Annotated in this window: 23 protein-coding genes; 1 reads left to right on the forward strand and 22 read right to left on the reverse strand. The window is 36.5% G+C overall.

The window, feature by feature from the left end; all coding sequences use genetic code 11:
• Positions 1-145: 145 nt before the first annotated feature.
• A complete protein-coding gene (locus tag MKX67_RS15360) occupies positions 146-2,215 on the reverse strand; it encodes a sigma-54-dependent Fis family transcriptional regulator (protein WP_342488428.1) in 2,070 nt (689 codons plus the stop codon).
• Between the two features lie 214 nt (positions 2,216-2,429).
• Here MKX67_RS15360 and MKX67_RS15365 point away from each other — a divergent pair, with 214 nt between their 5' ends.
• The gene (locus tag MKX67_RS15365; protein WP_095373649.1) at positions 2,430-2,669 is read left to right on the forward strand and encodes a DUF2627 domain-containing protein; all 240 of its coding nucleotides are present in this window, start codon (positions 2,430-2,432) and stop codon (positions 2,667-2,669) included.
• A gap of 76 nt (positions 2,670-2,745) precedes the next feature.
• Here the strand turns inward: MKX67_RS15365 and spo0A are convergent, their stop codons facing one another.
• From spo0A to spoIIIAA, 21 genes are all read right to left on the reverse strand, one after another.
• Positions 2,746-3,540, reverse strand: coding sequence for a sporulation transcription factor Spo0A (gene spo0A / locus MKX67_RS15370; RefSeq protein ID WP_095372622.1), 795 nt, complete (start codon positions 3,538-3,540; stop codon positions 2,746-2,748).
• Positions 3,541-3,867: 327 nt separating this feature from the next.
• Positions 3,868-5,157 (reverse strand): SpoIVB peptidase, encoded by a 1,290-nt coding sequence (spoIVB, locus tag MKX67_RS15375; protein ID WP_095372621.1) that lies wholly within the window; start codon positions 5,155-5,157, stop codon positions 3,868-3,870.
• A 113-nt stretch (positions 5,158-5,270) separates the two neighbouring features.
• Positions 5,271-6,959: a DNA repair protein RecN gene (gene recN / locus MKX67_RS15380; RefSeq protein ID WP_095372620.1), complete on the reverse strand. Its 1,689-nt coding sequence runs from the start codon at positions 6,957-6,959 to the stop codon at positions 5,271-5,273.
• 17 nt (positions 6,960-6,976) lie between these two features.
• The gene (gene argR / locus MKX67_RS15385; protein WP_095372619.1) at positions 6,977-7,426 is read right to left on the reverse strand and encodes a transcriptional regulator ArgR; all 450 of its coding nucleotides are present in this window, start codon (positions 7,424-7,426) and stop codon (positions 6,977-6,979) included.
• A 244-nt stretch (positions 7,427-7,670) separates the two neighbouring features.
• Positions 7,671-8,507 carry a TlyA family RNA methyltransferase gene (locus MKX67_RS15390; protein ID WP_307313730.1) on the reverse strand — a complete coding sequence of 279 codons (837 nt, stop codon included), beginning with the start codon at positions 8,505-8,507 and terminating at the stop codon, positions 7,671-7,673.
• Positions 8,508-8,511: 4 nt separating this feature from the next.
• A complete protein-coding gene (gene dxs, locus MKX67_RS15395; protein ID WP_307312939.1) occupies positions 8,512-10,404 on the reverse strand; it encodes a 1-deoxy-D-xylulose-5-phosphate synthase in 1,893 nt (630 codons plus the stop codon).
• Positions 10,405-10,522: 118 nt separating this feature from the next.
• Positions 10,523-11,413, reverse strand: a complete 891-nt coding sequence (locus MKX67_RS15400; RefSeq protein WP_095372616.1) for a polyprenyl synthetase family protein — start codon at positions 11,411-11,413, stop codon at positions 10,523-10,525.
• A 5-nt stretch (positions 11,414-11,418) separates the two neighbouring features.
• Positions 11,419-11,652, reverse strand: coding sequence for an exodeoxyribonuclease VII small subunit (locus tag MKX67_RS15405; RefSeq protein WP_095372615.1), 234 nt, complete (start codon positions 11,650-11,652; stop codon positions 11,419-11,421).
• Entirely contained in the window at positions 11,652-13,007 is a 1,356-nt protein-coding gene (xseA, locus tag MKX67_RS15410; RefSeq protein WP_307312936.1) for an exodeoxyribonuclease VII large subunit, read from the reverse strand. The genes MKX67_RS15405 and xseA overlap by 1 nt, the downstream gene beginning before the upstream one ends.
• A gap of 91 nt (positions 13,008-13,098) precedes the next feature.
• Complete coding sequence (nusB, locus tag MKX67_RS15415) at positions 13,099-13,497, reverse strand: transcription antitermination factor NusB (RefSeq protein ID WP_095372613.1); 399 nt, start codon at positions 13,495-13,497, stop codon at positions 13,099-13,101.
• Positions 13,498-13,803: 306 nt separating this feature from the next.
• On the reverse strand, positions 13,804-14,211 hold the full coding sequence (locus MKX67_RS15420; RefSeq protein WP_095372612.1) for an Asp23/Gls24 family envelope stress response protein: 408 nt from the start codon (positions 14,209-14,211) through the stop codon (positions 13,804-13,806).
• A gap of 17 nt (positions 14,212-14,228) precedes the next feature.
• Complete coding sequence (gene accC, locus MKX67_RS15425) at positions 14,229-15,584, reverse strand: acetyl-CoA carboxylase biotin carboxylase subunit (protein WP_095372611.1); 1,356 nt, start codon at positions 15,582-15,584, stop codon at positions 14,229-14,231.
• A 15-nt stretch (positions 15,585-15,599) separates the two neighbouring features.
• Entirely contained in the window at positions 15,600-16,106 is a 507-nt protein-coding gene (gene accB, locus MKX67_RS15430) for an acetyl-CoA carboxylase biotin carboxyl carrier protein (protein WP_095372610.1), read from the reverse strand.
• Positions 16,107-16,507: 401 nt separating this feature from the next.
• Entirely contained in the window at positions 16,508-17,029 is a 522-nt protein-coding gene (locus MKX67_RS15435) for a SpoIIIAH-like family protein (RefSeq protein WP_095372609.1), read from the reverse strand.
• Positions 17,030-17,049: 20 nt separating this feature from the next.
• On the reverse strand, positions 17,050-17,700 hold the full coding sequence (spoIIIAG, locus tag MKX67_RS15440) for a stage III sporulation protein AG (RefSeq protein WP_095372608.1): 651 nt from the start codon (positions 17,698-17,700) through the stop codon (positions 17,050-17,052).
• The gene (gene spoIIIAF, locus MKX67_RS15445) at positions 17,693-18,331 is read right to left on the reverse strand and encodes a stage III sporulation protein AF (protein ID WP_095372607.1); all 639 of its coding nucleotides are present in this window, start codon (positions 18,329-18,331) and stop codon (positions 17,693-17,695) included. Before spoIIIAF ends, spoIIIAG begins: the two co-directional genes overlap by 8 nt.
• A gap of 12 nt (positions 18,332-18,343) precedes the next feature.
• The gene (gene spoIIIAE, locus MKX67_RS15450; RefSeq protein WP_095372606.1) at positions 18,344-19,570 is read right to left on the reverse strand and encodes a stage III sporulation protein AE; all 1,227 of its coding nucleotides are present in this window, start codon (positions 19,568-19,570) and stop codon (positions 18,344-18,346) included.
• 101 nt (positions 19,571-19,671) lie between these two features.
• Entirely contained in the window at positions 19,672-20,061 is a 390-nt protein-coding gene (spoIIIAD, locus tag MKX67_RS15455) for a stage III sporulation protein AD (RefSeq protein WP_095372605.1), read from the reverse strand.
• 17 nt (positions 20,062-20,078) lie between these two features.
• Positions 20,079-20,282, reverse strand: coding sequence for a stage III sporulation protein AC (gene spoIIIAC / locus MKX67_RS15460; protein ID WP_095372604.1), 204 nt, complete (start codon positions 20,280-20,282; stop codon positions 20,079-20,081).
• Positions 20,283-20,320: 38 nt separating this feature from the next.
• Positions 20,321-20,836, reverse strand: coding sequence for a stage III sporulation protein SpoIIIAB (gene spoIIIAB / locus MKX67_RS15465; protein ID WP_095372603.1), 516 nt, complete (start codon positions 20,834-20,836; stop codon positions 20,321-20,323).
• Positions 20,833-21,756 (reverse strand): stage III sporulation protein AA, encoded by a 924-nt coding sequence (gene spoIIIAA / locus MKX67_RS15470; RefSeq protein ID WP_307312928.1) that lies wholly within the window; start codon positions 21,754-21,756, stop codon positions 20,833-20,835. Before spoIIIAA ends, spoIIIAB begins: the two co-directional genes overlap by 4 nt.
• Positions 21,757-21,880: the final 124 nt, after the last annotated feature.

A 21,880-nucleotide genomic window follows, 5' to 3' on the forward strand; every position in this document is an offset into this window, starting at 1 on the left:
CCCTTTACTTCAAAGTGCGTGCAAGTAAAAAGTTTTTTTGCTGCACTCATATTTTTATTATGCAATTACCGTGCCAAAATTAAAATGCGATGAAAACGCTTTATTGCTCAAAATCTACCGTGAAATTTATTGCAAACCATGCAAATTATTGCATGCTTTTATTTTCAATTTCATATTTTTCCAATTTATAGTATAAATTCCTTACAGATAGCCCTAAATGTTTGGCTGCTTGTGTCTTATTACCATCCGCTTGTTTCATTGCTTTCGTAATAATTTCTTTTTCAAAACCTTCCAGTTGCTTTGCTAATGGCTCTCCTTGTTGAATAGATGCATGCATTTCAGAATCTACGAGAACTGGACTGTCACTATTCGCTAATGTAGATAAATGTTCACTGTCAATATGTGTTTGATAGCCCATAAATATAATCGCTCTTCCAATAATATTATCTAGTTCACGGACATTACCTGGCCAATCATATGCCATTAAAACCTTCATCGCTTCTTCTGTTACACCTTCTACATTACGGCCATATTCAATATTGATTTTTTCAATTAAGCGGTCCACTAGTAAAGGGATATCTTCTTTTCTTTTTCTCAAAGACGGAATATGAATTGGCATTCGATTCAAACGGTAGTATAAATCCTCTCTAAATCCGCCGTTCGCAATGGCTTTTTCCAGATTAACATTGGTTGCAGCAATAATTCGGACGTTAATCTGAAGAGGCTTTGTACCACCTACTCGGGTAATCTCTCCTTCTTGTAGCACCCTTAATAGTTTAGCCTGTGTGCTGGCAGTTAACTCGCCAATTTCATCCAAAAAGATACTTCCTTTATCCGCTTCTTCAAATAAACCCCTTTTTCCGCCTCTTTTCGCGCCAGAAAAAGCACCTTCCTCATAACCAAATAATTCACTTTCCAGTAGTGATTCCGATAAGGCAGCACAGTTTACACGAACAAATTTATTATATTTACGGTCACTTGCATTATGAATGGCATGTGCAAATAATTCTTTACCTGTTCCAGATTCACCTCTCAATAGAACGGTTGCTGGCGTTTTTGCTCCAAGTTTAGCTTGTTCAATTGCAATGGCCATTTCATCAGACTGACCAATAATATCTTCAAAAGTATACTTAGCTTCTAAATTTCGAATAATTTGTCTCGCGCGGTTTAATTCGCGACTCATACTTTGTAGATCTGAAACGTCATGCAAAACCCCGACGCTTCCTTTTAAAATACCATCTACAATTACCGGAGCTACATTGACGACAACTTCTTTTCTCTTCGGACCTACACGCATTGGTACACCCCTGATGGCTCTGCGTGTTTTAAGCACCTTCATATGAACACTTTCACCTTCTGAGATATCAGCAGTTGCCGGTTTACCAATGACTTCCTCTTCTGCTAATCCAGTGATTTTTGAATAGGCCGGGTTAATAATTAACCCCTTCCCATCTTCATCTACTACAGAGATCGCTTCATCACTTGATTGTATAATAGCTTGAAGCATTGTTTTTAAATTTTTCAAATCAGTAATTTCTTCAGCTAAATCAACTAATTCCGTAATGTCTTTAAAAATAGAAACCGCACCGATTAATTGACCGTTATCACCGATTACAGGAATTCTCGTAGTAATAATTTTCAACCCACTACCTAAAACAAACTCTTGGTTTGTTTCCACTCTCCTTGAATGCAACACTCTCGGCAGTAAGCTTCCGCTAATTACATCTCCGATCTTTTTACCTATCGCCTGTTTCTTTTCTATTCCTGTCATCGTTTCTGCGCTTTTATTAAAAAGTATAATTTCCTCGTCAGGATTGATGACGATCATACCGTTATCGGTCGTATTAAATATGAGGTTGAATTTATATGTTTGATTAGAAAGTGCGGATATGAGCTCTTCCTTTTGAGACAAAAGTTTGGCCATTAAATAAGCGACACTACCAGGGATAAAAATTACCTCTTCTTTGATTGAAGATCTAATTTGTTTACTAACTTCTTCATCTCCTGTTACTTCAATAATAATATCAACAGGTTCTTTAATAAATTGGCGCCAATCATAACCAATTTGCACACCATCTTCACTCGCAAGTTGAAGTCCTTTTGCTTCGCGATTAATATCAACAACCGCTGTTACTATTAACATTTCTGTTTCTTTCAATAATCGATATATCGAGGAGCCACCTTGACCAGCCCCGATGATAATTACTTTTTGCATACTTTCACCTTACCCTGAATATTCTTTCAAATCTACTATGCAATTTCTTTCATTTATAATGTAACCTTAATTGTTCTTGTTGACAAATATCTTATACTGTTAGTGTTAATATTTTTTCTCATATGATGCACCTATGAAATCTCCCTTTAATAAACGTTTCCTATCATATATAATGAGTTTATTGAATATTTTAGCAGCGGAAGAAAGGAATAATATGATTAGACTAATTGCATTAATGATACTTGTACTTCCCGGTGTTTTAGCGGTATACGGAATTAAATTAATGAGGGATATGGTATTTGGCATTTTACAAAGCCCTTTCCCATCTTTACCTTTGCAGTTTGTGTGTGGATTATTATTTGTTATATTAGGAATTGGCTTTATTGCCGGATTTATTTTGCATCGTGATCGTAAAAGAAATAAAGTGCAAGACCGTTTTAAGAAAGAATCATAAAAAGCGTCAGCATAATAAAAATGCTGACGCTTTTTTGTTTATTCGTGTGGACGATATGTTCACACGCCTAGCTTTTTCAAGAAGCCTTATGCTCTAACCTTAACTTATCGGCAACCATTGCAATGAATTCTGAGTTTGTTGGCTTGGCCTTTGTCATGCTGACTGTATAGCCAAATAAAGAAGAGATAGAGTCAATATTTCCTCTGCTCCATGCCACTTCAATTGCATGACGAATTGCCCTTTCCACTCTACTAGCTGTTGTATTATACTTTTTGGCAATGTCAGGATACAGAACTTTTGTAATCGAGCCAAGTAACTCAATATCATTATATACCATTGAAATCGCCTCTCTTAAATATAAGTAACCCTTTATATGAGCAGGCACACCAATTTCATGTATGATACTTGTAATACTTGCATCGAGATTTTTGGGTTTTGGCTCTGCTTGTGAACGGTAATTGGTTGTAGAAGGTGATTTACGAATCATCGGACTTGATTTTCCGCTCACTTGGCGGATATGACTAGCCAAATTATCCATGTCAAAAGGTTTCAATATAAAATAAGATGCACCAAGATCAACAGCTTTCTTTGTCACGTCTTCTTGACCAAAAGCAGTTAACATAATAACGCTAGGAAGAGTTTTTAAGTTAAGTTCTCTCATTTTTTCGAGAACTGCAAGTCCATCAAGATGCGGCATAATGATGTCTAATACAAGCACATCTGTTTCGATTTCATCAAGAATATTTAAACAGTCTTGTCCATTATGCGCCACTCCGACTATTTCCATATCTTCTTGAGAAGAAATATACTCTTCAAGTAAAGCTACTAGCTCTCGATTGTCATCAACTACACATACTTTGATTTTTTTCACTAATTTTTTCCTCCTCAACCCATAGTTGAATCTATTTTCTATTTTTTTGTCTCTATTTGCTAAGTGACAATTTCGACAAAGGGGATAAAAATCCTTTACCAAATTTTATTTTTCTTTAAAAAACTAATAAAATCTTAAGTTTTCTTTGTTTTCCTCTATTTTTCGACTATAATCGATATCTTTCTTCTTCATTGTCGAAAAATCTTTGTTTCTTTGCTTATTTTAACATATATATGTTAGTCATGCTTTTTCAAATTGAATGATTTAAATCCACATTCACCTTATATATCTAAACAAACAAAAAAGCGGGCAAAACCGCTTTTTTGTTTAAGATGCTCGCTCTTCATGGTTTTCGTAAATATTAATGCCCGCTTCATTTAACATCCATTCAATATGCACACCATAACCACTGGTCGGGTCATTCACAAAAACATGTGTTACCGCTCCTATAACCTTGCCCTTTTGAATTATCGGGCTGCCACTCATACCCTGGACAATACCCCCAGTTTTTTCAAGCAATTCATCGTCAGTGACCTTGATGACCATTCCTTTTGTAGCAGGAAATTTTTGCGGGATCGTACTAACAATTTCGATATCAAACAGTTGAACTTTATCATTTTCAACGACTGTTAGAATTTTTGCTGGTCCTTCCTTTACTTGATGTGAAAGAGCAATTGGCATTGGTTTATCCATTAGCCCGTTAGCCAATCCACGATTAAGCCTTCCAAAAATGCCAAATGGGCTATTTCGATCAATGTTGCCTATAACTTCTTTTTCATCTTTAAAGCGTGCTAATTTTTCTCCTGGATTCCCATTACTCCCCTTTTCAATGGAAGTAACAGTCGACCGTAGTATTTGACCATCATCAACGACAATTGGCCTTTTTGTATCCATATCAGAAATAACATGACCAAGAGCACCATATTTTTTTGATTGTGGATGATAAAAAGTCATTGTGCCTATTCCAGCCGCTGAATCACGTATATATAATCCAAGCTTAAAGTTTGGTTCATTTTTATCTTTCAATGGTAATAATTCTGTCTCAAATTTCCCTTCATCACGAGTAACTGATATTTTTAGGGGTTTACCACTATCTCCTGCTGCTTGTACAAATGGAGCAACATCAGACATTTTTTCAATTTTTGTTCCGTTTATTTCTGTAATAATATCACCTATTTTAATACCTGCTAAATCTCCCGGTGACATCTTTCCATTTATTGTATTAATTTGGTGATGTCCGACCACCAATACGCCAACTGTATTCAATTTTACACCTATTGATTGCCCACCCGGTATAACTTTAAAGTCCTTTAAAACTTCCACATCTACTTTTTTTATCGGAAAACCAGCCAAATCAAGAAACATTTCATTCTTGCCTGGTTCATTAGCAGAGAGTGTAATGACTTCTTTATCCTGAACAACCGCCAATTGTCCATCGGGTGCTTGTGTTGTTGCATTTACTGTTTCCGCCATATTATATCGTACTTGTTCACCCTCAAATACGGTAAGGTTTATAGGAATGTGAATATACTCTTGAAACGGTTTAGAAAATCCTATACATATGATTGAAACAAGGAGAATTCCACCAATTATTTTTCTCAATATATCTCTTGTCATTTCAACACTCTCCTCGCTTCTTGTTTCATGGCTACATATATAATTTTGCCTGCTTCAAGAGCAATTATAACTGGCAACTTAATAAAAAAAGCTACCCTCCATTGGATAGCTTTTCATGGTATTTTTACATTTTTGGCAAGGCTCAGTAATTCCTTCGCATGCTCCCTTGTCAGTTCAGTCATTTCCACACCAGAGATCATACGACCAATTTCTTTAATCTTTTCCTCGTCATCCAACGGCTTTACCGTTGTTTTTGTACGGCCAGCTTTGAGTGTTTTAGAAATAAATAAATGCGTATCTGCCATTGCAGCTACTTGTGGCAAATGGGAAATGCAAAGAACTTGCGAATCAATCGCTACTTGATGAATTTTTTCGGCTATAGCTTGTGCGACTCTTCCGCTTACCCCTGTATCAACTTCATCAAAAATAATAGATGTTACCCCTTGATGTTTAGAAAAGATACTCTTTAAAGCAAGCATAATTCGGGATAGTTCACCACCTGATGCAATTTTTGATAATGGTTTTAACGGTTCTCCTGGGTTAGTGGATAAGTAAAATTCGACTGTATCAATACCTTTTTTATGAAAGCTTTCTTTATCCGTAATAAAATGGACCTCAAATACAGTCTTTTCCATATAAAGTGCTTTTAATTCACGATGAATCATTTTTGTTAATCGTTCCGCAGCATTTCTTCTTAATTCACTCAATTCCTTTCCTTCGACAAGTAAATCAGCTTGTAATTCTTTAGCCTGCTTGAGCAAGTGTTCGATATGAGTTTCTTTGTTGGTTAATGTTTCAATTTCTTCCTCAATCTTTGCAACATATTCCAATATTTCCTCTATTGATGGTCCATATTTTCGTTTGAGCATATTGATTTCATTTAATCGCTCTTCAATTTCATTCAATCGAACAGGATCAAATTCCATAAAATCTAATTTACTCCTTAAAATAGCTACCGTGTCCTCTAATTGATAAAAACTGTTGGCAACAACTTCTTGCAACTCAACTAACTCTTCATCAACTTCTGCCGATTGTTGAAGGTGATTCATAGCTAAACTAATCCAATCAAGCCCTTTTTGTTCTCCTTGCAAGGCATTATAGCTAATTTTTACGCCTTCATACATCTTCTCAAAATTAAGTAAGCGGTTTCGCTCTTCTAAAAGTGCATCATCTTCATTCAATTTTAAATTGGCGTTTGTTATTTCTTCATATTGAAATTGAATAAGATCCAGGCGATGAGCCATTTGCTGTTCATTTTCTGTTAATGTCTTGATTCTTTTCATTGTTTGCTCGTATTCTCTATAGACCTCTTCGTATTCTTGTCTGCTTTTAGCGATTTTGGTACCACCAAATTGATCTAATAAAGGCAAATGCAAACTTTCATTCATTAATTCTTGGTGTTCATGTTGACCATGTATGTCAATTAGAGTACTACCAATTTCTCGAAGAATAGAAATGGTTACAAGTTTTCCATTTATTCGACAGACACTTTTACCTGATTTAGATATATCTCGTCTCAGAATCAACATTCCTTCATCGATATCTATACCAAATTCTTGCGCCCGTTTGTAACACGGATGTTGTTCATCATCTAATATGAATAAACCCTCTATCTCAGCTTTCTCTTCACCATGTCTTACATACTCTGAAGAACCCCTGCCACCAACAAGCAGGTGAACGGCGTCAATAATAATTGATTTTCCTGCTCCTGTTTCTCCTGAAAGCACAGTTAGACCTTTATTAAAGGCAATTGTGATTGATTCGATAATAGCAAAGTTTCTAATTGATATTTCATTTAACACTGACATTTCACCCCAGCTTATAGCATTTCTAAAAATCTTTTGGAAATCACTTCAGCTTCTTCAGGTGTTCGACAGATAATTAAGCAAGTATCGTCGCCACAAATTGTTCCTAATATTTCATCCCAATCTAGGTTATCCATCAATACACCAATCGCCATTGCATTCCCTGGCAAAACTTTCATCACAAGTAAATGACCGGCAGAATCTAGACGAACAAATGCATCCATTAAGTTACGCTTTAATTTTTGTAAAGGGTTAAAGCGTTGATCAGCTGGTAAACTGTACTTATATCTTCCATCCAAAAGGGGAACTTTCACTAAATGTAGTTCTTTAATATCTCTTGAAACCGTTGCTTGTGTGACGTTAAACCCAGCATTTCTTAACTCTTCTACTAGTTCATCTTGGGTTTCAATATCATTGTTCGTAATTAAATCCCTAATCTTAATATGTCGTTGTCCTTTATTCATTCTTTTCACCTCTATGAATACAAAGCGCTGCCTGAAATCAGCAACACGATTCTTATTATCTTTTAATTCATATGTTAGCTGATTTTCTCTATATTGTACAATTTATTCTGCATAATTTGTGTTTTTTTGGTAAAAAAGATTGTTTCATAAGAGAATTTCAAATCTCATTTATATCCGTTATGATGCCTGACACAAAAGAACAGGCTGGAAAATGCTCCCCTAGCCTGCTCACTTTAGTCTGTGTTCATTCTTTCAGTTTTGCTTTTAATTGCTTGTGGGCTTCTTCTACTACTGATTGGATATCAAAATCATTGGTAGCATGCACTTCCTCTGAACCATGTGGCCACTGCAAATGAGCGAGGAATTCAATATTACCATCTCCACCTGTAATCGGAGAATAGGATAAGCCTTTAATATGATATCCTTCCGTTTGAGCGAAGGTTAGAATTTTATCAATTACTTGTTCATGTACTGACGAATCACGAACAATTCCCTTCTTCCCAACTTGTTCTCTTCCTGCTTCAAATTGAGGCTTGATTAATGCGATCACGTCGCTACCAGGTACGAGTAATGTTCGCAAAACAGGAAGAATTAGTTGTAAAGATATAAATGAGACATCAATGGAAGCTAAATTTGGCATTTGACCGACTAAATCAGCAGGTGTAACATAGCGAAAATTAGTCCGCTCCATTACAACCACACGTTCATCCTGTCTTAGCTTCCAGGCTAACTGATTATATCCAACATCTAGGGCATAAGACATTTGTGCCCCATTTTGCAATGCACAATCTGTAAAGCCCCCTGTTGATGCCCCAATATCTAATAGAATTTTATCTTCAACGGTTAAATCAAATACCTCTAATGCTTTTTCGAGCTTTAAGCCACCTCTACTTACGTAAGGCATTGCTTTCCCTTTGATTTGTAATGGAATATCACTCTTTACCTTTTCTCCAGGTTTATCTAGCCTCATTTCATTACTATAGACGATGCCTGCCATTACCGCTCTTTTTGCTTTCTCTCTTGTTTCTGCCAAGCCTCGTTCTACAAGAAGAACATCCACTCGTTCCTTTTTACTCATTATCGCTTCATGCCCTCTTTTGTTTTTTTTCAGCTAATCTACTCATGCGCTTTACAATTTCTTCAGATGTTAAATTTATCTCTTCTAAGAGTTTGTCCACACTACCATGTTCAATAAAATGATCCGGGATACCAAGTCTATCCACTTTCGCATGATGGTAATGATGATCATGAGCAAATTCTAACACGGCGCTACCAAATCCACCTTGTAAGACGGCTTCTTCAACTGTCAAAATAGGCATGTTCATACTTAAAATATCATGTAACATTGTCTCATCTAATGGTTTAATAAAACGGGCATTAACAACTTTTACTGAATAGCCTTTCGCTTCAAGAAGAGCTGCCGCTTCCATAGCCATTGGAATGGTTGTTCCAAATGTTAAAATAGCTGCGTCTTTACCTTCTTTTAACACTTCCCATGAACCAATTGGAAGTGCCGTCATCTTCTCATCAATCTCAACTCCAAGTCCATTTCCTCTTGGAAACCTCATTGCAATTGGACCATCATTGTATTGAATAGCGGTATATGTCATATGACGACCTTCATTTTCATCTTTTGGCATCATCAGTACCATATTTGGTAAATGTCTTAAAAAGGCAATATCGAAAACACCTTGGTGCGTTTCTCCATCAGCACCTACTAACCCAGCACGATCGATCCCAATAAAAACATTTAGGTTTTGCCTAGCAATATCGTGGACCACTTGATCATACGCTCTTTGTAAAAATGTCGAATAAATTGCTAAAAATGGCTTCATTCCTTGTGTAGCAAGACCTGCCGCTACTGTAGCCGCATGTTGTTCCGCTATTCCTACATCAAACATGCGATCGGGAAATTCACTTGCAAAACCTTCTAACTTAGATCCCACAGGCATCGCAGGCGTAATGGCAACAATTCGTTCATCTTCTCTTGCCAATTCTCTGACTGTTTCACTAACTAACTTACTCCATGCCGGTGCAGTATTAACAGGTTTCAGGAAGTCACCTGTTTCCGTTTTATAAGGGCCTGTTCCATGCCAAGTACCAACTGTATCACGTTCTGCAGGTTCAAAACCCTTTCCTTTTTTCGTAATTACATGTAAGAGAACTGGACCTTCAGTTTTCTTGGCATAATTAATGTTCTCAAATAATTCTTCATAATTATGACCATCAATTGGTCCAAGATAAGTAAAGCCGAGTTCCTCAAAAAACACGCCTGAAACAAGTAAATACTTTAAGCTATCTTTTAATCTTTCAGCTGTTGAAGCAATTTTACCACCGACAGCTGGGATCTTTTTCAGAAAAGCTTCTAACTCATCTTTTGCCCATTGGTATTTCCCCGCAGTTCTAAGACGACCTAAAACATTATGAAGGGCGCCAACATTAGGAGCAATTGACATTTCATTATCATTCAAAACAACAATCATGTTTTTCTGCTCGTGACCAATATGGTTGAGCGCTTCTAATGCCATTCCACCAGTCAAGGCACCGTCCCCTATTACTGGTATCACATGGCTATTTTCTTTTTTAATATCTCTTGCAATGACCATTCCCATAGCACCTGATAAAGAGGTGGAGCTATGGCCGGTTTCCCATACATCATGAGGACTTTCGATCATTTTAGGAAACCCGCATAATCCTTTATACTTTCTTAACGTATCGAATTGGCTAGCTCTACCAGTAAGGATTTTGTGAACATATGACTGATGCCCAACATCCCATAAAATTTTATCTGTTGGGCTATCAAACGCTTTATGCAGAGCAATGGTCAATTCAACAACACCTAGATTAGGCCCAATATGGCCACCAGTAACTGACAATTTTTCAATCAAAAAATGTCTAATTTCCGAGGCTAGATTCTCTAATTCCTCATTAGAGAGCTTCTTTAAAAAGCTTGGGTCTTTAATTGATAACAGATCCATAAGACGGATCACTCACTTTCATTACTTATTCATAAATTGAGTATACTTCTTCTCATTTCCTTTTCATGATTAGTACTAGATTACAGCAAAAATAAAAATTAGCCAAATGTTATCCCTTTTAATGGTTTCTTTCAGCTAGCATATCTGTAATTTTTTCCAAGTAATAAGTATTCAAACCTGTTTTTGCTAATTTTTCTTTCGCTAACTGTGTATGCTCATCAAGAGCTGCTTTTGCACCATTCATTGTTAATATGCTTGGATAAGTACTTTTCGCATTGACTTCATCACTACCTACCGGCTTACCAATTAGTTCCTCAGAACCTTCTAAATCTAAAATGTCATCTCTTATTTGGAAGGCTAGACCTAAATGTGTGGAAAATTCAAGTAAAAGCTGCTTTTCCTTATCTGAGGCACCAGCTAAAATGGCACCAGCCATGACACCAAAACTTAGTAACTTTCCTGTTTTATGTACATGAATGTATTCTAATTCAGGAAGTGTAAGTGTTTTCTTTTCACCCAACATATCAGCAACTTGGCCACCAACCATGCCTTCTGCTCCTGCTGATTGAGCAAATTCTTTAATTAAAGCTAATTTAGCTTCAGGAGAAGCAAATGCTTCATCCGTTTCTGCAATTAATTGAAAGCTAAAAGTTAAAAGCGCGTCCCCTGCTAAGATTGCATTGGCTTCCCCATACACTTTATGGTTTGTCGGCTTTCCTCTTCTTAAATCATCATCATCCATACTAGGAAGGTCATCGTGAATAAGAGAGTATGTGTGCACCATTTCAAGTGCGCATGCACTGTTAAGCCCTTTAATTGTTTCTTGTCCATAAGCAGCTAAAGTAGCGAAGAGCAATAAAGGTCTGATGCGTTTACCTCCAGCCGATAAAGAATATTGCATTGCTTCTTTTAGCACAGCTGGAGATTCTAATCTCTCTACAAAGGATGCCATTTTCTCTTCCAGTAGTGTTTTATGATGTTGTGAAAAAGCTTGTAGTGACTCACCCATTCTCCCTACTCCTCCTCATGTATAACAAACGGCTGTTTTTTTCCATCATCAGTAATCATTTCTGTTAATTGTTCTTCTACATTTTTTAGTTTATCGTGACAAAGCTTGGAAAGTTCCATCCCATTTTTATAAATGGAAATAGCCTCTTCTAGAGGGACATCCCCTTCCTCTAACTTTTCTACGATTTGCTCAAGCTGCTCCATTGCTTCTTCGAAAGTAGGTGTTTTCTCTTTAGCCATTACTTTTCACCTCGATTATCGATTATATTCTTTACTTCAGCTAAGATCGTTCCATCTTTTACCTTTACTTTTATTTCGTCATTTTGTTTAACTTGATGAATAGATTTGATGAGTTCTTCTTTTTCCGAATACAGTAAACTATAACCACGGTCCATAATCTTTAAAGGACTTAACGTCTCTAATTTTGATATAAGATGTGAGAATTCCCTTTGCTTTCGCTCATTCATGACATTCATGGAACGCCTTAACCGTTTATTCATATCTATATATAGCTTTCTGCTTTCTATGGCTAATGAGTGTGGTGGTGTTCTTAGCAAGCGTTTTCGTTGCTGATCGACTTGTTCCTGCTTATATTTTAATAAACGTATTGTACTTTTAATTAATTGTTCTTTCGTACGATCAACTTGTTCTAATTTTTGCTCATAAAGTTTTTGGGGGTATCGAAAAGCATAAGATTTCTCCACTCTATGAAGACGTTCAAACTGCCTTGTTAACCTCTCCCTCGTTGCTCGGATCATCCGTGCTTGTTGGTTATGGATCCGTTCACTTAGGTCATCTATATGAGGCACTGAAAGCTCAGCAGCACCGGTCGGGGTCGGTGCCCTTAAATCTGCGACAAAGTCTGCAATCGTAAAATCCGTCTCGTGACCAACCGCTGATATAATTGGGATAGATGAAGCAAATATACCTCTAATCACTTCTTCTTCATTAAATGCCCATAACTCTTCAATTGAACCTCCACCTCTACCAACAATTAACACATCAACCTCTTTCCTTTCATTCGCTCGATTGATTTGTTGAGTGATGGAAGGTGCGGCCCCTTTTCCTTGTACAAGTGCTGGGTAAATATAAATAGGAACAGCAGGATATCGGCGTTTCAATGTTGTAATCATATCTCTGATTGCTGCACCAGTTGGTGAAGTAATCAGCCCGATCGCTTTCGGATACTTAGGAATCGGTTGCTTATATTTCTCTGAGAACAACCCTTCCTTTTCAAGTTTCTGTTTTAACTGTTCATAGGCTAGATAAAGGTCACCAATACCATCAGGGGTCATTTCTTTCACATATATTTGATATTGTCCACTTGCTTCATATAAGGACAAATCACCGGTAATAAGAACATTCATCCCATTCTCAGGGACAAATTTCATCGTTTGATTGTATCTTGAAAACATCACTGCAAGAACTCTTGATTTCTCATCTTTTAATGTAAAATACATATGACCACTCGAATGGCGCTTGAAATTTGAGATTTCACCTTTGACCATTACTTGTTGTAAATGTGGATCTCTATCAAATTTCCGCTTTATATATTTTGTTAATGCGTAAACTGTTAAATATCTCTTTTCTTCCATTCTTATCTCCTTCTTTATTACAACGAATTAATTGTAATAGGAAAGTTTAAGCAGCGGATTCAAATGATGTAATCGCATAAAATAGATGCTCTTAATTCTCACTATAATTATCTTTTATTTTTGATAATACACTATTTATAAACTTTGGCGATTGGTCGTCTCCATACATCTTTGCAATCTCAATGGCTTCATTAATAACAACATTAACCGGTATATCATCCTCGCTAAAAGCAAATTCAAAAGTGCTAAGACGTAGTAAATTGCGATCCACGGTTGCCAAACGATCCAATTTCCAGTTCTCCAGATTGTTAGATATTAATTCATCAATCTGGGCTTTATGCTGAAGAACACCACTGACAAGATGGTTTAAATAAGCATCCTCTCGCTGTTCATCTAACACATGATGAATGGCCTCATTCATTTCCGTTCCACTTAAATCGATTTGAAATAGCGCTTGCAATGCTTTTTCTCTTGCTGTTCTTCTTTTCATTCTTATTTCTCCTTTGTCATTCAATCTATTATATAAATGTCCTCGTGGATTTCTTTAACGACACATAAAAAAACACATAAGAAGATAATAGCATAACTGACTATGATTCGCACAGTGTAGTCAATAATTTTTCCTCTATTTTTCCTTACAGTCTGATGAACTTTAAATAATGAGAACATAGTTATTAATATGAATAGACTTTTCTAAAATTTGTTGAAACAAACCTTTAAGTCATGAAGCGGATATATCAATACAAAAAAAAGACGACTAAAGACACCGATGTCTCTAGTCGCTTTTTTTGTCTTTTTATATTTCTTGTTCGTATTCATCTTCTTGTTTTTGGCTTTCAAAAAGAATACCAACTACATGAATATTAATTTCTTTCGTTTCAAGCGCTGTCATATTTAATAGAGCTTGACGAATATTATCTTGAATACTTTGTGCAACAGTTGGAATAGATACGCCAAATTTCATTAAACAGTAGACATCCACTTTAATGCCTTCTTCAGCTAATTCGACTTTTACACCTTTTCCATGGTTTTTCTTGCCTAATTTTTCAACTACACCTGATGCGAAGTTGCCGCGCATTTGTGCAACACCTTCCACTTCAGATGCCGCAATTCCTGCAATTACTTCAATTACTTCAGGTGCAATTTCCACCTTACCTAACCCTGTTTCCTCTTGGTTCATTTCTAGAATATTTTGATCGCTCATTTTGAAACCTCCAATTCTTATTCAGATTTCATAACGTCATTCAATTCCAGGAATTTCGTATTAAACTCCCCTGCAACAAAATTCTCATTCTCAAGAAGTCTTAAGTGGAACGGGATTGTAGTATGAACACCTTCAATAACGAATTCACTTAGTGCTCGTTTCATTCTAGCAATTGTTTCCTCCCTCGTATCACCATAAGTAATCACTTTTGCAATCATTGAATCATAATACGGAGGAATCGTATATCCAGGATATGCAGCAGAATCAACACGAACACCTAAACCACCTGGTGGAAGGTACATCGAAATTTTCCCTGCTGATGGCATAAAGTTTTTCGCCGGGTTCTCTGCATTTATTCGACATTCCATCGCCCATCCACTATAAGTAACATCCTGTTGGGTCATACCTAAACGTTCACCAGAAGCAACTTTAATTTGCTCTTTAATCAAGTCAACGCCTGTTACCATTTCTGTTACTGGATGTTCCACTTGAATACGTGTATTCATTTCCATGAAATAAAACTTACGGTTATGATAATCATAAATAAACTCGATTGTACCTGCACCGGTATAATTTACTGCTTCTGCAGCTTTTACTGCAGCTTTCCCCATTTCTTCACGTGTTTCACCATCTAAGGCTGGAGAAGGCGTTTCTTCAAGTAGTTTTTGCAATCTTCTCTGAATGGAACAATCTCTCTCTCCAAGGTGAATCGTATTTCCATAAGTATCTGCTAGTACTTGAATTTCTACATGTCTAAAATCTTCAATGTATTTTTCAATGTATACACCTGCATTACCAAAAGCTGTTAATGCTTCCTGCTGTGTAATGTTGATTCCTTTCGTTAACTCTTCTTCATTACGTGCGACGCGAATTCCTTTACCGCCACCGCCAGCAGTTGCCTTTATAATAACAGGATAGTCTATTTTTTGCACCAATTCAAGCGCTTCACTAATGTCTTCAATAATTCCATTTGAACCAGGTACGATTGGTACGCCTGCTTCCTTCATCGTTTCACGAGCAATATCTTTCGTACCCATCTTGGCAATCGCTTCTGGAGTTGGCCCAATGAATGTAATATGACACTCGCGACATAATTCTGCAAAGTCACTGTTCTCTGCTAGAAAACCGTAACCTGGATGGATCGCATCGCAATCTGTTAACTTCGCCACACTAATGATACTAGTGAAGTTTAAGTAACTATCCTTTGAAGAAACTGGACCAATACAATAAGCTTCATCAGCAAGCTGAACATGTAGAGCTTCTTTATCACCTTCTGAATAGACAGCTACACTTTCAATACCCATTTCACGACATGCACGAATAATACGTACAGCGATTTCTCCTCTATTTGCGATTAATACTTTTTTTATCATCGACAAAAGCCCTCCTTACTCAGGCTTCACTAAAAATAATGGTTGCCCGTATTCAACTAATTGACCATCCTTAACTAAAATTTCCACAATTTCTCCATCTACTTCTGCTTCGATTTCATTGAATAATTTCATTGCTTCAACAATACACAGAATAGAATCTTTGGTGATTTTAGAACCAACTTTTACATATGCATCTGCATCTGGTGAGGATGACTGATAAAAAGTTCCAACCATAGGAGAAACTACTTGATGCAGATTTGAAGTATCTTTATCTTCATTCTTTTCATTTACTTGTTCTACTTTTTGTACTTCCATTTGGACTGCTGCTGTTTTCTGAGGTTGTTCAGGAGGCGCTACTACAGCCTGTGCCTGTGGTTGAACAACTGGTACTGCTGCAGGTTGAATAGCAGTGACATTTTTCTTCATTTCTACTTTTGTACCTTCATGTTCATAAACAAATTCATCAATATTTGATTGATCAACTAATTTAATCAATTCACGAATTTCTTGGACTTTTAGCATTCTTACACCCCTGTTCTTCATTTACGCTTCAACTTTAATAGATGAAATACTAGTTATGTAAAATAATTATGACTAGCTACTATAATCATACGCTAAGACCTAATGAAAGTTCAACACTAACTTTAATAGTAAATATTATCCAAATAATAAGTCTCCCTCTAAATACACCACTTATATCCCTTTCTTTCCTTCTGATTTATTAAGAGAACAAGTGAAAGTTGAAGTTCTTCATTTTTGCTAGGCTCGGATTATTTAACTATGTAAAATATTTCATCAGTCAAACACGTACAAAAATTATGCACTTATCAAAAACTATTATCTAACTATTGTAATTATTTTATCATTCCCCTATAAATAAATGCAAAAAACTGAGCGACTGTATTCATCGCTCAGTTTTCATACTACTTACTTACTTGAAATTCTACTGCTACCAAAGCTTGTGTGCCTAACTCATTCATTACTTCTCTAATAATCTTGTTTGCTTCAGCTTTTGATTGTTCTTCCGCCTTAACAACCACTTTTACATTGGCACCATCAGCTTTCACAAGAACATCTTCGTAGTTCATTGATTTTATCAAGTTCTCTAACATTTCTTCCTTAGCAGCTAACTCATTAAGTGAATCAAGTTGATCCTTCGCTTCACTTCTTTCCTCTGCAGGTAATTCTGTCGAAGCTGCGACTTCTGTTAATCTTTCTTTTTCCATACTTCTTTCGTTCATTTGATCAAGTCTCTCTTGGGCAAATTCTTCATCAGATGCTACATCTGAAATTACCGCACCACCGGTTTCTGCATTTTCATTTTCTTCTTGGTCATTTCCCGCAAGATTCATTTGTCCATCTGGAGAAGTTAAGTAATAAATTGACAGAACAACGACTAAACTCAACATAGTTAATAACCATACCGTTTGCTTTTTTAATAACATTATTAAATCCCCCTTAAACATTATTTTTTCTTAGGTAAAACAGAAACTTTATGTGCAGGTACATCTAGTACACGTGAGACAGCTTCCACAATCCATGTTTTCACTTGGATATTATCAGCACCTTTTGCTACTATGAGAACGCCTCTTATATCAGGCTTTTTTGTTTCTATTACAATTGGAACTTCTTTTTCTCCTTCACGGATGATGACAACCTGTTCTTCTTTCGATTGATCTTCCACCACCCTTTTGCCACCTTCTCTATCCGTCTCATCAGTAATTTGTCCTTGATTCGTTGTATTTTTTTCTAATACTTTTTTCTCTGTGGAATCAACATTTACAACAATAGAGACATCATCCACTCCAACTATTGTGTCAAGCGCTTCTTTAATCTGTGCTTCATATGCCTTTTCATAATCAGCAATTGAATTGGCTGATTGTGGTTTAGATTGTCCAAAGACTTCTTGCTCTTTCTCTGTTTGCTCACTCTCGGAGTTAAAGACAGAGACTTCATCAGACGTGTCATTATTAAAAAATATATTACTAATTAGCATAATCGCGGCACCAAATAAGAGAACGATCATCAAGTATTGAACTTTACCGGGTTTTTTTTCGCCATCTTTTTCTTTTGATAACCATTCTTTCAGTAATGTAATTGGTCCTTTTTTACCCATCGTTTTTCGCCATCCCCCCTTCTTCTAAAAATACTTCCATCACTTTTTCATCGATTTCCCAATTAGTAGACAGAAGAGAAGTAATATCACCTGGGACAGTAGTTGTTGCTTCTGATTCAATCGGCTTTCCTGTGTCTACTTCTACATTTTGGACAACTTCAACTGCTTCTTGTTCCCCTTCTTCTACTGGTTGTACTTGCACATAGACCTTTTGAAGGTTTTGAGGGAACTCAAGCTCGGACCTATCGTCTTCAATCATTTCTATCTTTGTAATTTCTAAACCGTACTTTTCTACCAACTCCTCATTCGCCGATGCTTTCATGGCTTTTTCTACGTTTTCTAAAGCATATGCACGAGAGGAGGCTTGTATTTCTTTTTTTTGCATTTCTATTGAATTTTCTATTTCTTCTTTTGAAGAAGTAGACTCAATTGATGGTAACGACATAATCGTTTGTTCGAAATCACTAGAAACAAATTTAAATATAGGAGTTAAAATAATCGCTATTAATAGTAAGCCCGTAACCATTTTTGTGTATTTCTGTAGCTTTGAACTTGGAAGAATCATATCAATAACCGTTGCTAGCAAAATAAATATGATAATTGTTGTAATCCATTCTTTTAAAAATTCCATTAGCGACCCTCCCTATCTCACCATCATCGTGAGATTTCCAGCTACGATCACGACAGTAATACTAAGAAAAAACATAAGAGACACAATGGCTAATGCTGCAAATACATACATGACACTTTTACTGATAATATCTAAACATTTAATAATCGGCCCTCCGCCTAAAGGTTGAAGAACAGCTGCTGCAAATTTATATATAAACGCAATCATTAATATTTTGATTGCAGGAAAAGCTACTATAATCATCAAAATGGCGACACCAGCAATTCCGACAGTGTTTTTCAATAATACAGATGCTGTCACTACCGTATCCGTTGCGTCTGTGAACATTCGCCCGATTACAGGGATAAAATTACTTGTTACATACTTCGCTGTTTTTAGTGTGACACCATCTGTAATGGCTGTAGAAACTCCTTGGATTGATATCACAGCCAAAAACACAGTAAGGAAAATACCGAGTAAGCCCACACTCCAATTCCTCAAGAGGTTCCCCAATTGTGTAACCTTATATTGATCTGACAAAGTACTGACGATATGCAGTAGCGTGGATAAAAAAAGCAAAGGAAACACAACATATTGAATTAACACACCACTCGTATTCATTAAGAAGAGAATAACTGGATGAAAAAAGGCTGCTGAGATGAGTCCACCTGAGGAGGCAATTAATGCTAGCAGCAAAGGAATGAGTGCTAGAATGAATGAAGTCATCTTATGGACAGTATCACTTGCATACTCCATCGCGATATGGAAGCTATTCAATGCTAAAATAACCAATACCATCAAAACAATCGCATAAGCGACTTTACTCACTGTTCCGGATTCGAAAGCATTTTGCAATGATTGCAGAAACATGCTAAATACAGCTAGTAAGATTAAGGTTCCTAAAAGTTTTCCATTTACAACAAATTCATGAAAAACGAATTTAAGTATGCCTAATGCCCATTGATCAAACGAAAACTCTTTTTCACCTTTTATAAAATCGTAAATGCTGCCCTTTTGACTTTCCGGCAAAAAACCTCCATATTCATTGGTGATATCTTCCCAGAATCCCTTTAATTCATCCAAATGGAGTGTATCTATTTGTGACTCTACAATATCTTCCGGATTAAAAACTTCTTGAGCTTCTTCAGTTCGGTATTCATCTGGTTTATCTGCCTCTTCATCTGAGGCATGTACAATGTGGCTTGTCATGAAAATAAACAACATACTAAACAGCAATGTTTTCAATAAATAGTGCTTCATCTTTTACACCTCTTTATATAGGGAAGGTGCTACTCTCTTATGATGTTGTCATTTTCTATTCACACCGCATGGGTGGCTCCTACATTTTCTCTTTACACTGATTAACTTGGGATCATTTGAATAATTGTTTCAATCAAAACCGTTAATATCGGGATAGCCATTGCTAAGATAAAAATCTTCCCTGCCATCTCAATCTTTGCAGCAATTGCACCTTGACCAGCATCTTTCGTAATTTGCGAGGCAAATTCTGCAATATAGGCAATACCCACTATTTTCAGTATGGTCTCCAAATACACCATATTAATATTGGCATTAACAGCAATGCGCTCTATCATATGAATAATCATATATATCTGATCGACAAGATATAAAAAAATCGTACAACCAACAAAAACAACTAAAAGAAAAGCAAAGTTAGGTTTTTGTTCTTTGATAATTAGTGCCAAGAATGTAGCTATTAAAGCAATGCCTACTATTTTAAGAATATCAATGGCATACCTCTCCCTTCTTATTGAAATAAGAATACTGATTTGATTTTTTGAAAGAGGTTATCTACCACTGATGCAACCAGAAATAAAATATAGATAAATCCAAACAAAGTGACCCATTGGGCATATTCTTTCTTTCCCACTTGGTCAAGAATCGTGTGTAAAAAAGCGACGACTATCCCAACACCGGCAATTTTAAAAATAATCTCGACATCTAATCCCATTATTTTCTCCTCCTACACTCAAACATGAGAAATTTTCTCTACATTAATAAAATAATTAGCAGAAGTCCTGATAAAAACCCGAGGCTTTTCGCCATTCTTTCGTATTTTGCCTGTTTCTCATGCGCATCTACTTCTTCACGTTCCAGATGGGCTAATGTCAGCAAAATTTGCTTTTGTTGGGAGATGCGATCATGTCGCCCTAATGTCTCTCCAAATTGTTTCATGATTTCAAATTCACTGTTTTTCAGAGCCGTTTTTTTCCAAATGTGATTCAAGCTATTCTCCCAGGCCCTCATCACTGTCGTTTCAGTTTCTGTTAGCCGAGAAGCAAAATCAGCAAAGAATAACGAAACTGGTTGACTTAATTGAGAAGCGAGCCGTCGTGATGCCTCATGTAATGGAGTGTGGCCATACATGATTTCCGCTTCTAATGATTGCAAGGCACTCTTTAGCTGCCTTAGTTGACGTGGCCTTTCACTTAATCGTTTTGATATCTCAAATCCTACGAGAGTAGTTGCTACGATGATAAGTATTGCTCCCAATATTTTAATCATGGTCCTAATACCTCTTGCTTCCTATATAACCGCATACCATTACCGTCTTTGACAGCTTGTATATTTCCCGGTCCTGCACGTCTATTAAGTTCAACAAAACGTTCAAATATATCTAATTCAAGTAAAGGTGCCATTAACGGACGTTTTTTTATATCTTCATACGAGAAGCCGTGGGTAGTAGTAATTAACTTTATACCGGCATTAACTGCTTCTAATACGGCTTCTACATCTGCTTTGCTACCCAATTCATCGACCACAAGGACATCTGGGCTCATCGAGCGAATCATCATCATCATACCTTCAGCTTTTGGGCACGCATCTAAAACATCAACACGCGGACCAAACCTCATTTGTGGTATACCATGAATACTTCCAGCTATTTCTGATCTTTCATCGACGATGCCTACTTTTTTAGCAGTTGTGTATTTATTTTCACTAGAGACCATTCTCGCTAAATCTCTAAGCAAAGTTGTCTTTCCAGTTTGTGGAGGGCCGATAATAACTGTATGCATCCAACCATTCTGATAAATATGATGAGCAACAGTTTCGGCAATCCCGATTTTTTCTTTAGCAATACGAATGTTAAAAGAAGCGACATCTCTAATCACTTTTACTTGTCCGCCTTCTAAAATAACTTTACCTGCTAGTCCGACCCGGTGACCGCCCTCTATCGTGATATAACCTCTACGTAACTCTTCTTCCAAAGTATAAATAGAGAAGTGACTCATCTTATCTAATAAATGAATCGCATCCTCTTCCGTTGCTTGATAAGGTAACAAAACATAGTTACCATGTGTAACAACTTCAATCGGGCGATGAGTCCTAATCCTAATTTCCTCTATTTCTGCTAACTGACGAGTTGGTAATTGCCGTAACTGTTGTGAGATTGAACGTGGTAAAAATGCTAGAATTGTTTCCACCTCGAAAGTCCTCCCTTTCCTTTGTCTCCATAGGACTTGCTCTTTTCTACTCTCAATGTATGCAAGATGAATCTAACGTATGACCAGATAACAAATAATTATTATTAAAAGAGAGACAATAATT

The organism is Cytobacillus sp. FSL W7-1323, from assembly GCF_038595015.1.
GTDB lineage: Bacteria > Bacillota > Bacilli > Bacillales > Cytobacillaceae > Cytobacillus > Cytobacillus kochii.

Coding starts and splice junctions, on each gene's coding strand:
- MKX67_RS15360 (WP_342488428.1), bottom strand. CDS start 2,215: ATGCAAAAAGTAATTATCATCGGGGCTGGTCAAGGTGGCTCCTCGATA.
- MKX67_RS15365 (WP_095373649.1), top strand. CDS start 2,430: ATGATTAGACTAATTGCATTAATGATACTTGTACTTCCCGGTGTTTTA.
- spoIVB (WP_095372621.1), bottom strand. CDS start 5,157: ATGACAAGAGATATATTGAGAAAAATAATTGGTGGAATTCTCCTTGTT.
- argR (WP_095372619.1), bottom strand. CDS start 7,426: ATGAATAAAGGACAACGACATATTAAGATTAGGGATTTAATTACGAAC.
- dxs (WP_307312939.1), bottom strand. CDS start 10,404: ATGGATCTGTTATCAATTAAAGACCCAAGCTTTTTAAAGAAGCTCTCT.
- MKX67_RS15400 (WP_095372616.1), bottom strand. CDS start 11,413: ATGGGTGAGTCACTACAAGCTTTTTCACAACATCATAAAACACTACTG.
- MKX67_RS15405 (WP_095372615.1), bottom strand. CDS start 11,652: ATGGCTAAAGAGAAAACACCTACTTTCGAAGAAGCAATGGAGCAGCTT.
- xseA (WP_307312936.1), bottom strand. CDS start 13,007: ATGGAAGAAAAGAGATATTTAACAGTTTACGCATTAACAAAATATATA.
- nusB (WP_095372613.1), bottom strand. CDS start 13,497: ATGAAAAGAAGAACAGCAAGAGAAAAAGCATTGCAAGCGCTATTTCAA.
- MKX67_RS15420 (WP_095372612.1), bottom strand. CDS start 14,211: ATGAGCGATCAAAATATTCTAGAAATGAACCAAGAGGAAACAGGGTTA.
- accC (WP_095372611.1), bottom strand. CDS start 15,584: ATGATAAAAAAAGTATTAATCGCAAATAGAGGAGAAATCGCTGTACGT.
- accB (WP_095372610.1), bottom strand. CDS start 16,106: ATGCTAAAAGTCCAAGAAATTCGTGAATTGATTAAATTAGTTGATCAA.
- MKX67_RS15435 (WP_095372609.1), bottom strand. CDS start 17,029: ATGTTATTAAAAAAGCAAACGGTATGGTTATTAACTATGTTGAGTTTA.
- spoIIIAG (WP_095372608.1), bottom strand. CDS start 17,700: ATGGGTAAAAAAGGACCAATTACATTACTGAAAGAATGGTTATCAAAA.
- spoIIIAF (WP_095372607.1), bottom strand. CDS start 18,331: ATGGAATTTTTAAAAGAATGGATTACAACAATTATCATATTTATTTTG.
- spoIIIAE (WP_095372606.1), bottom strand. CDS start 19,570: ATGAAGCACTATTTATTGAAAACATTGCTGTTTAGTATGTTGTTTATT.
- spoIIIAC (WP_095372604.1), bottom strand. CDS start 20,282: ATGGGATTAGATGTCGAGATTATTTTTAAAATTGCCGGTGTTGGGATA.
- spoIIIAB (WP_095372603.1), bottom strand. CDS start 20,836: ATGATTAAAATATTGGGAGCAATACTTATCATCGTAGCAACTACTCTC.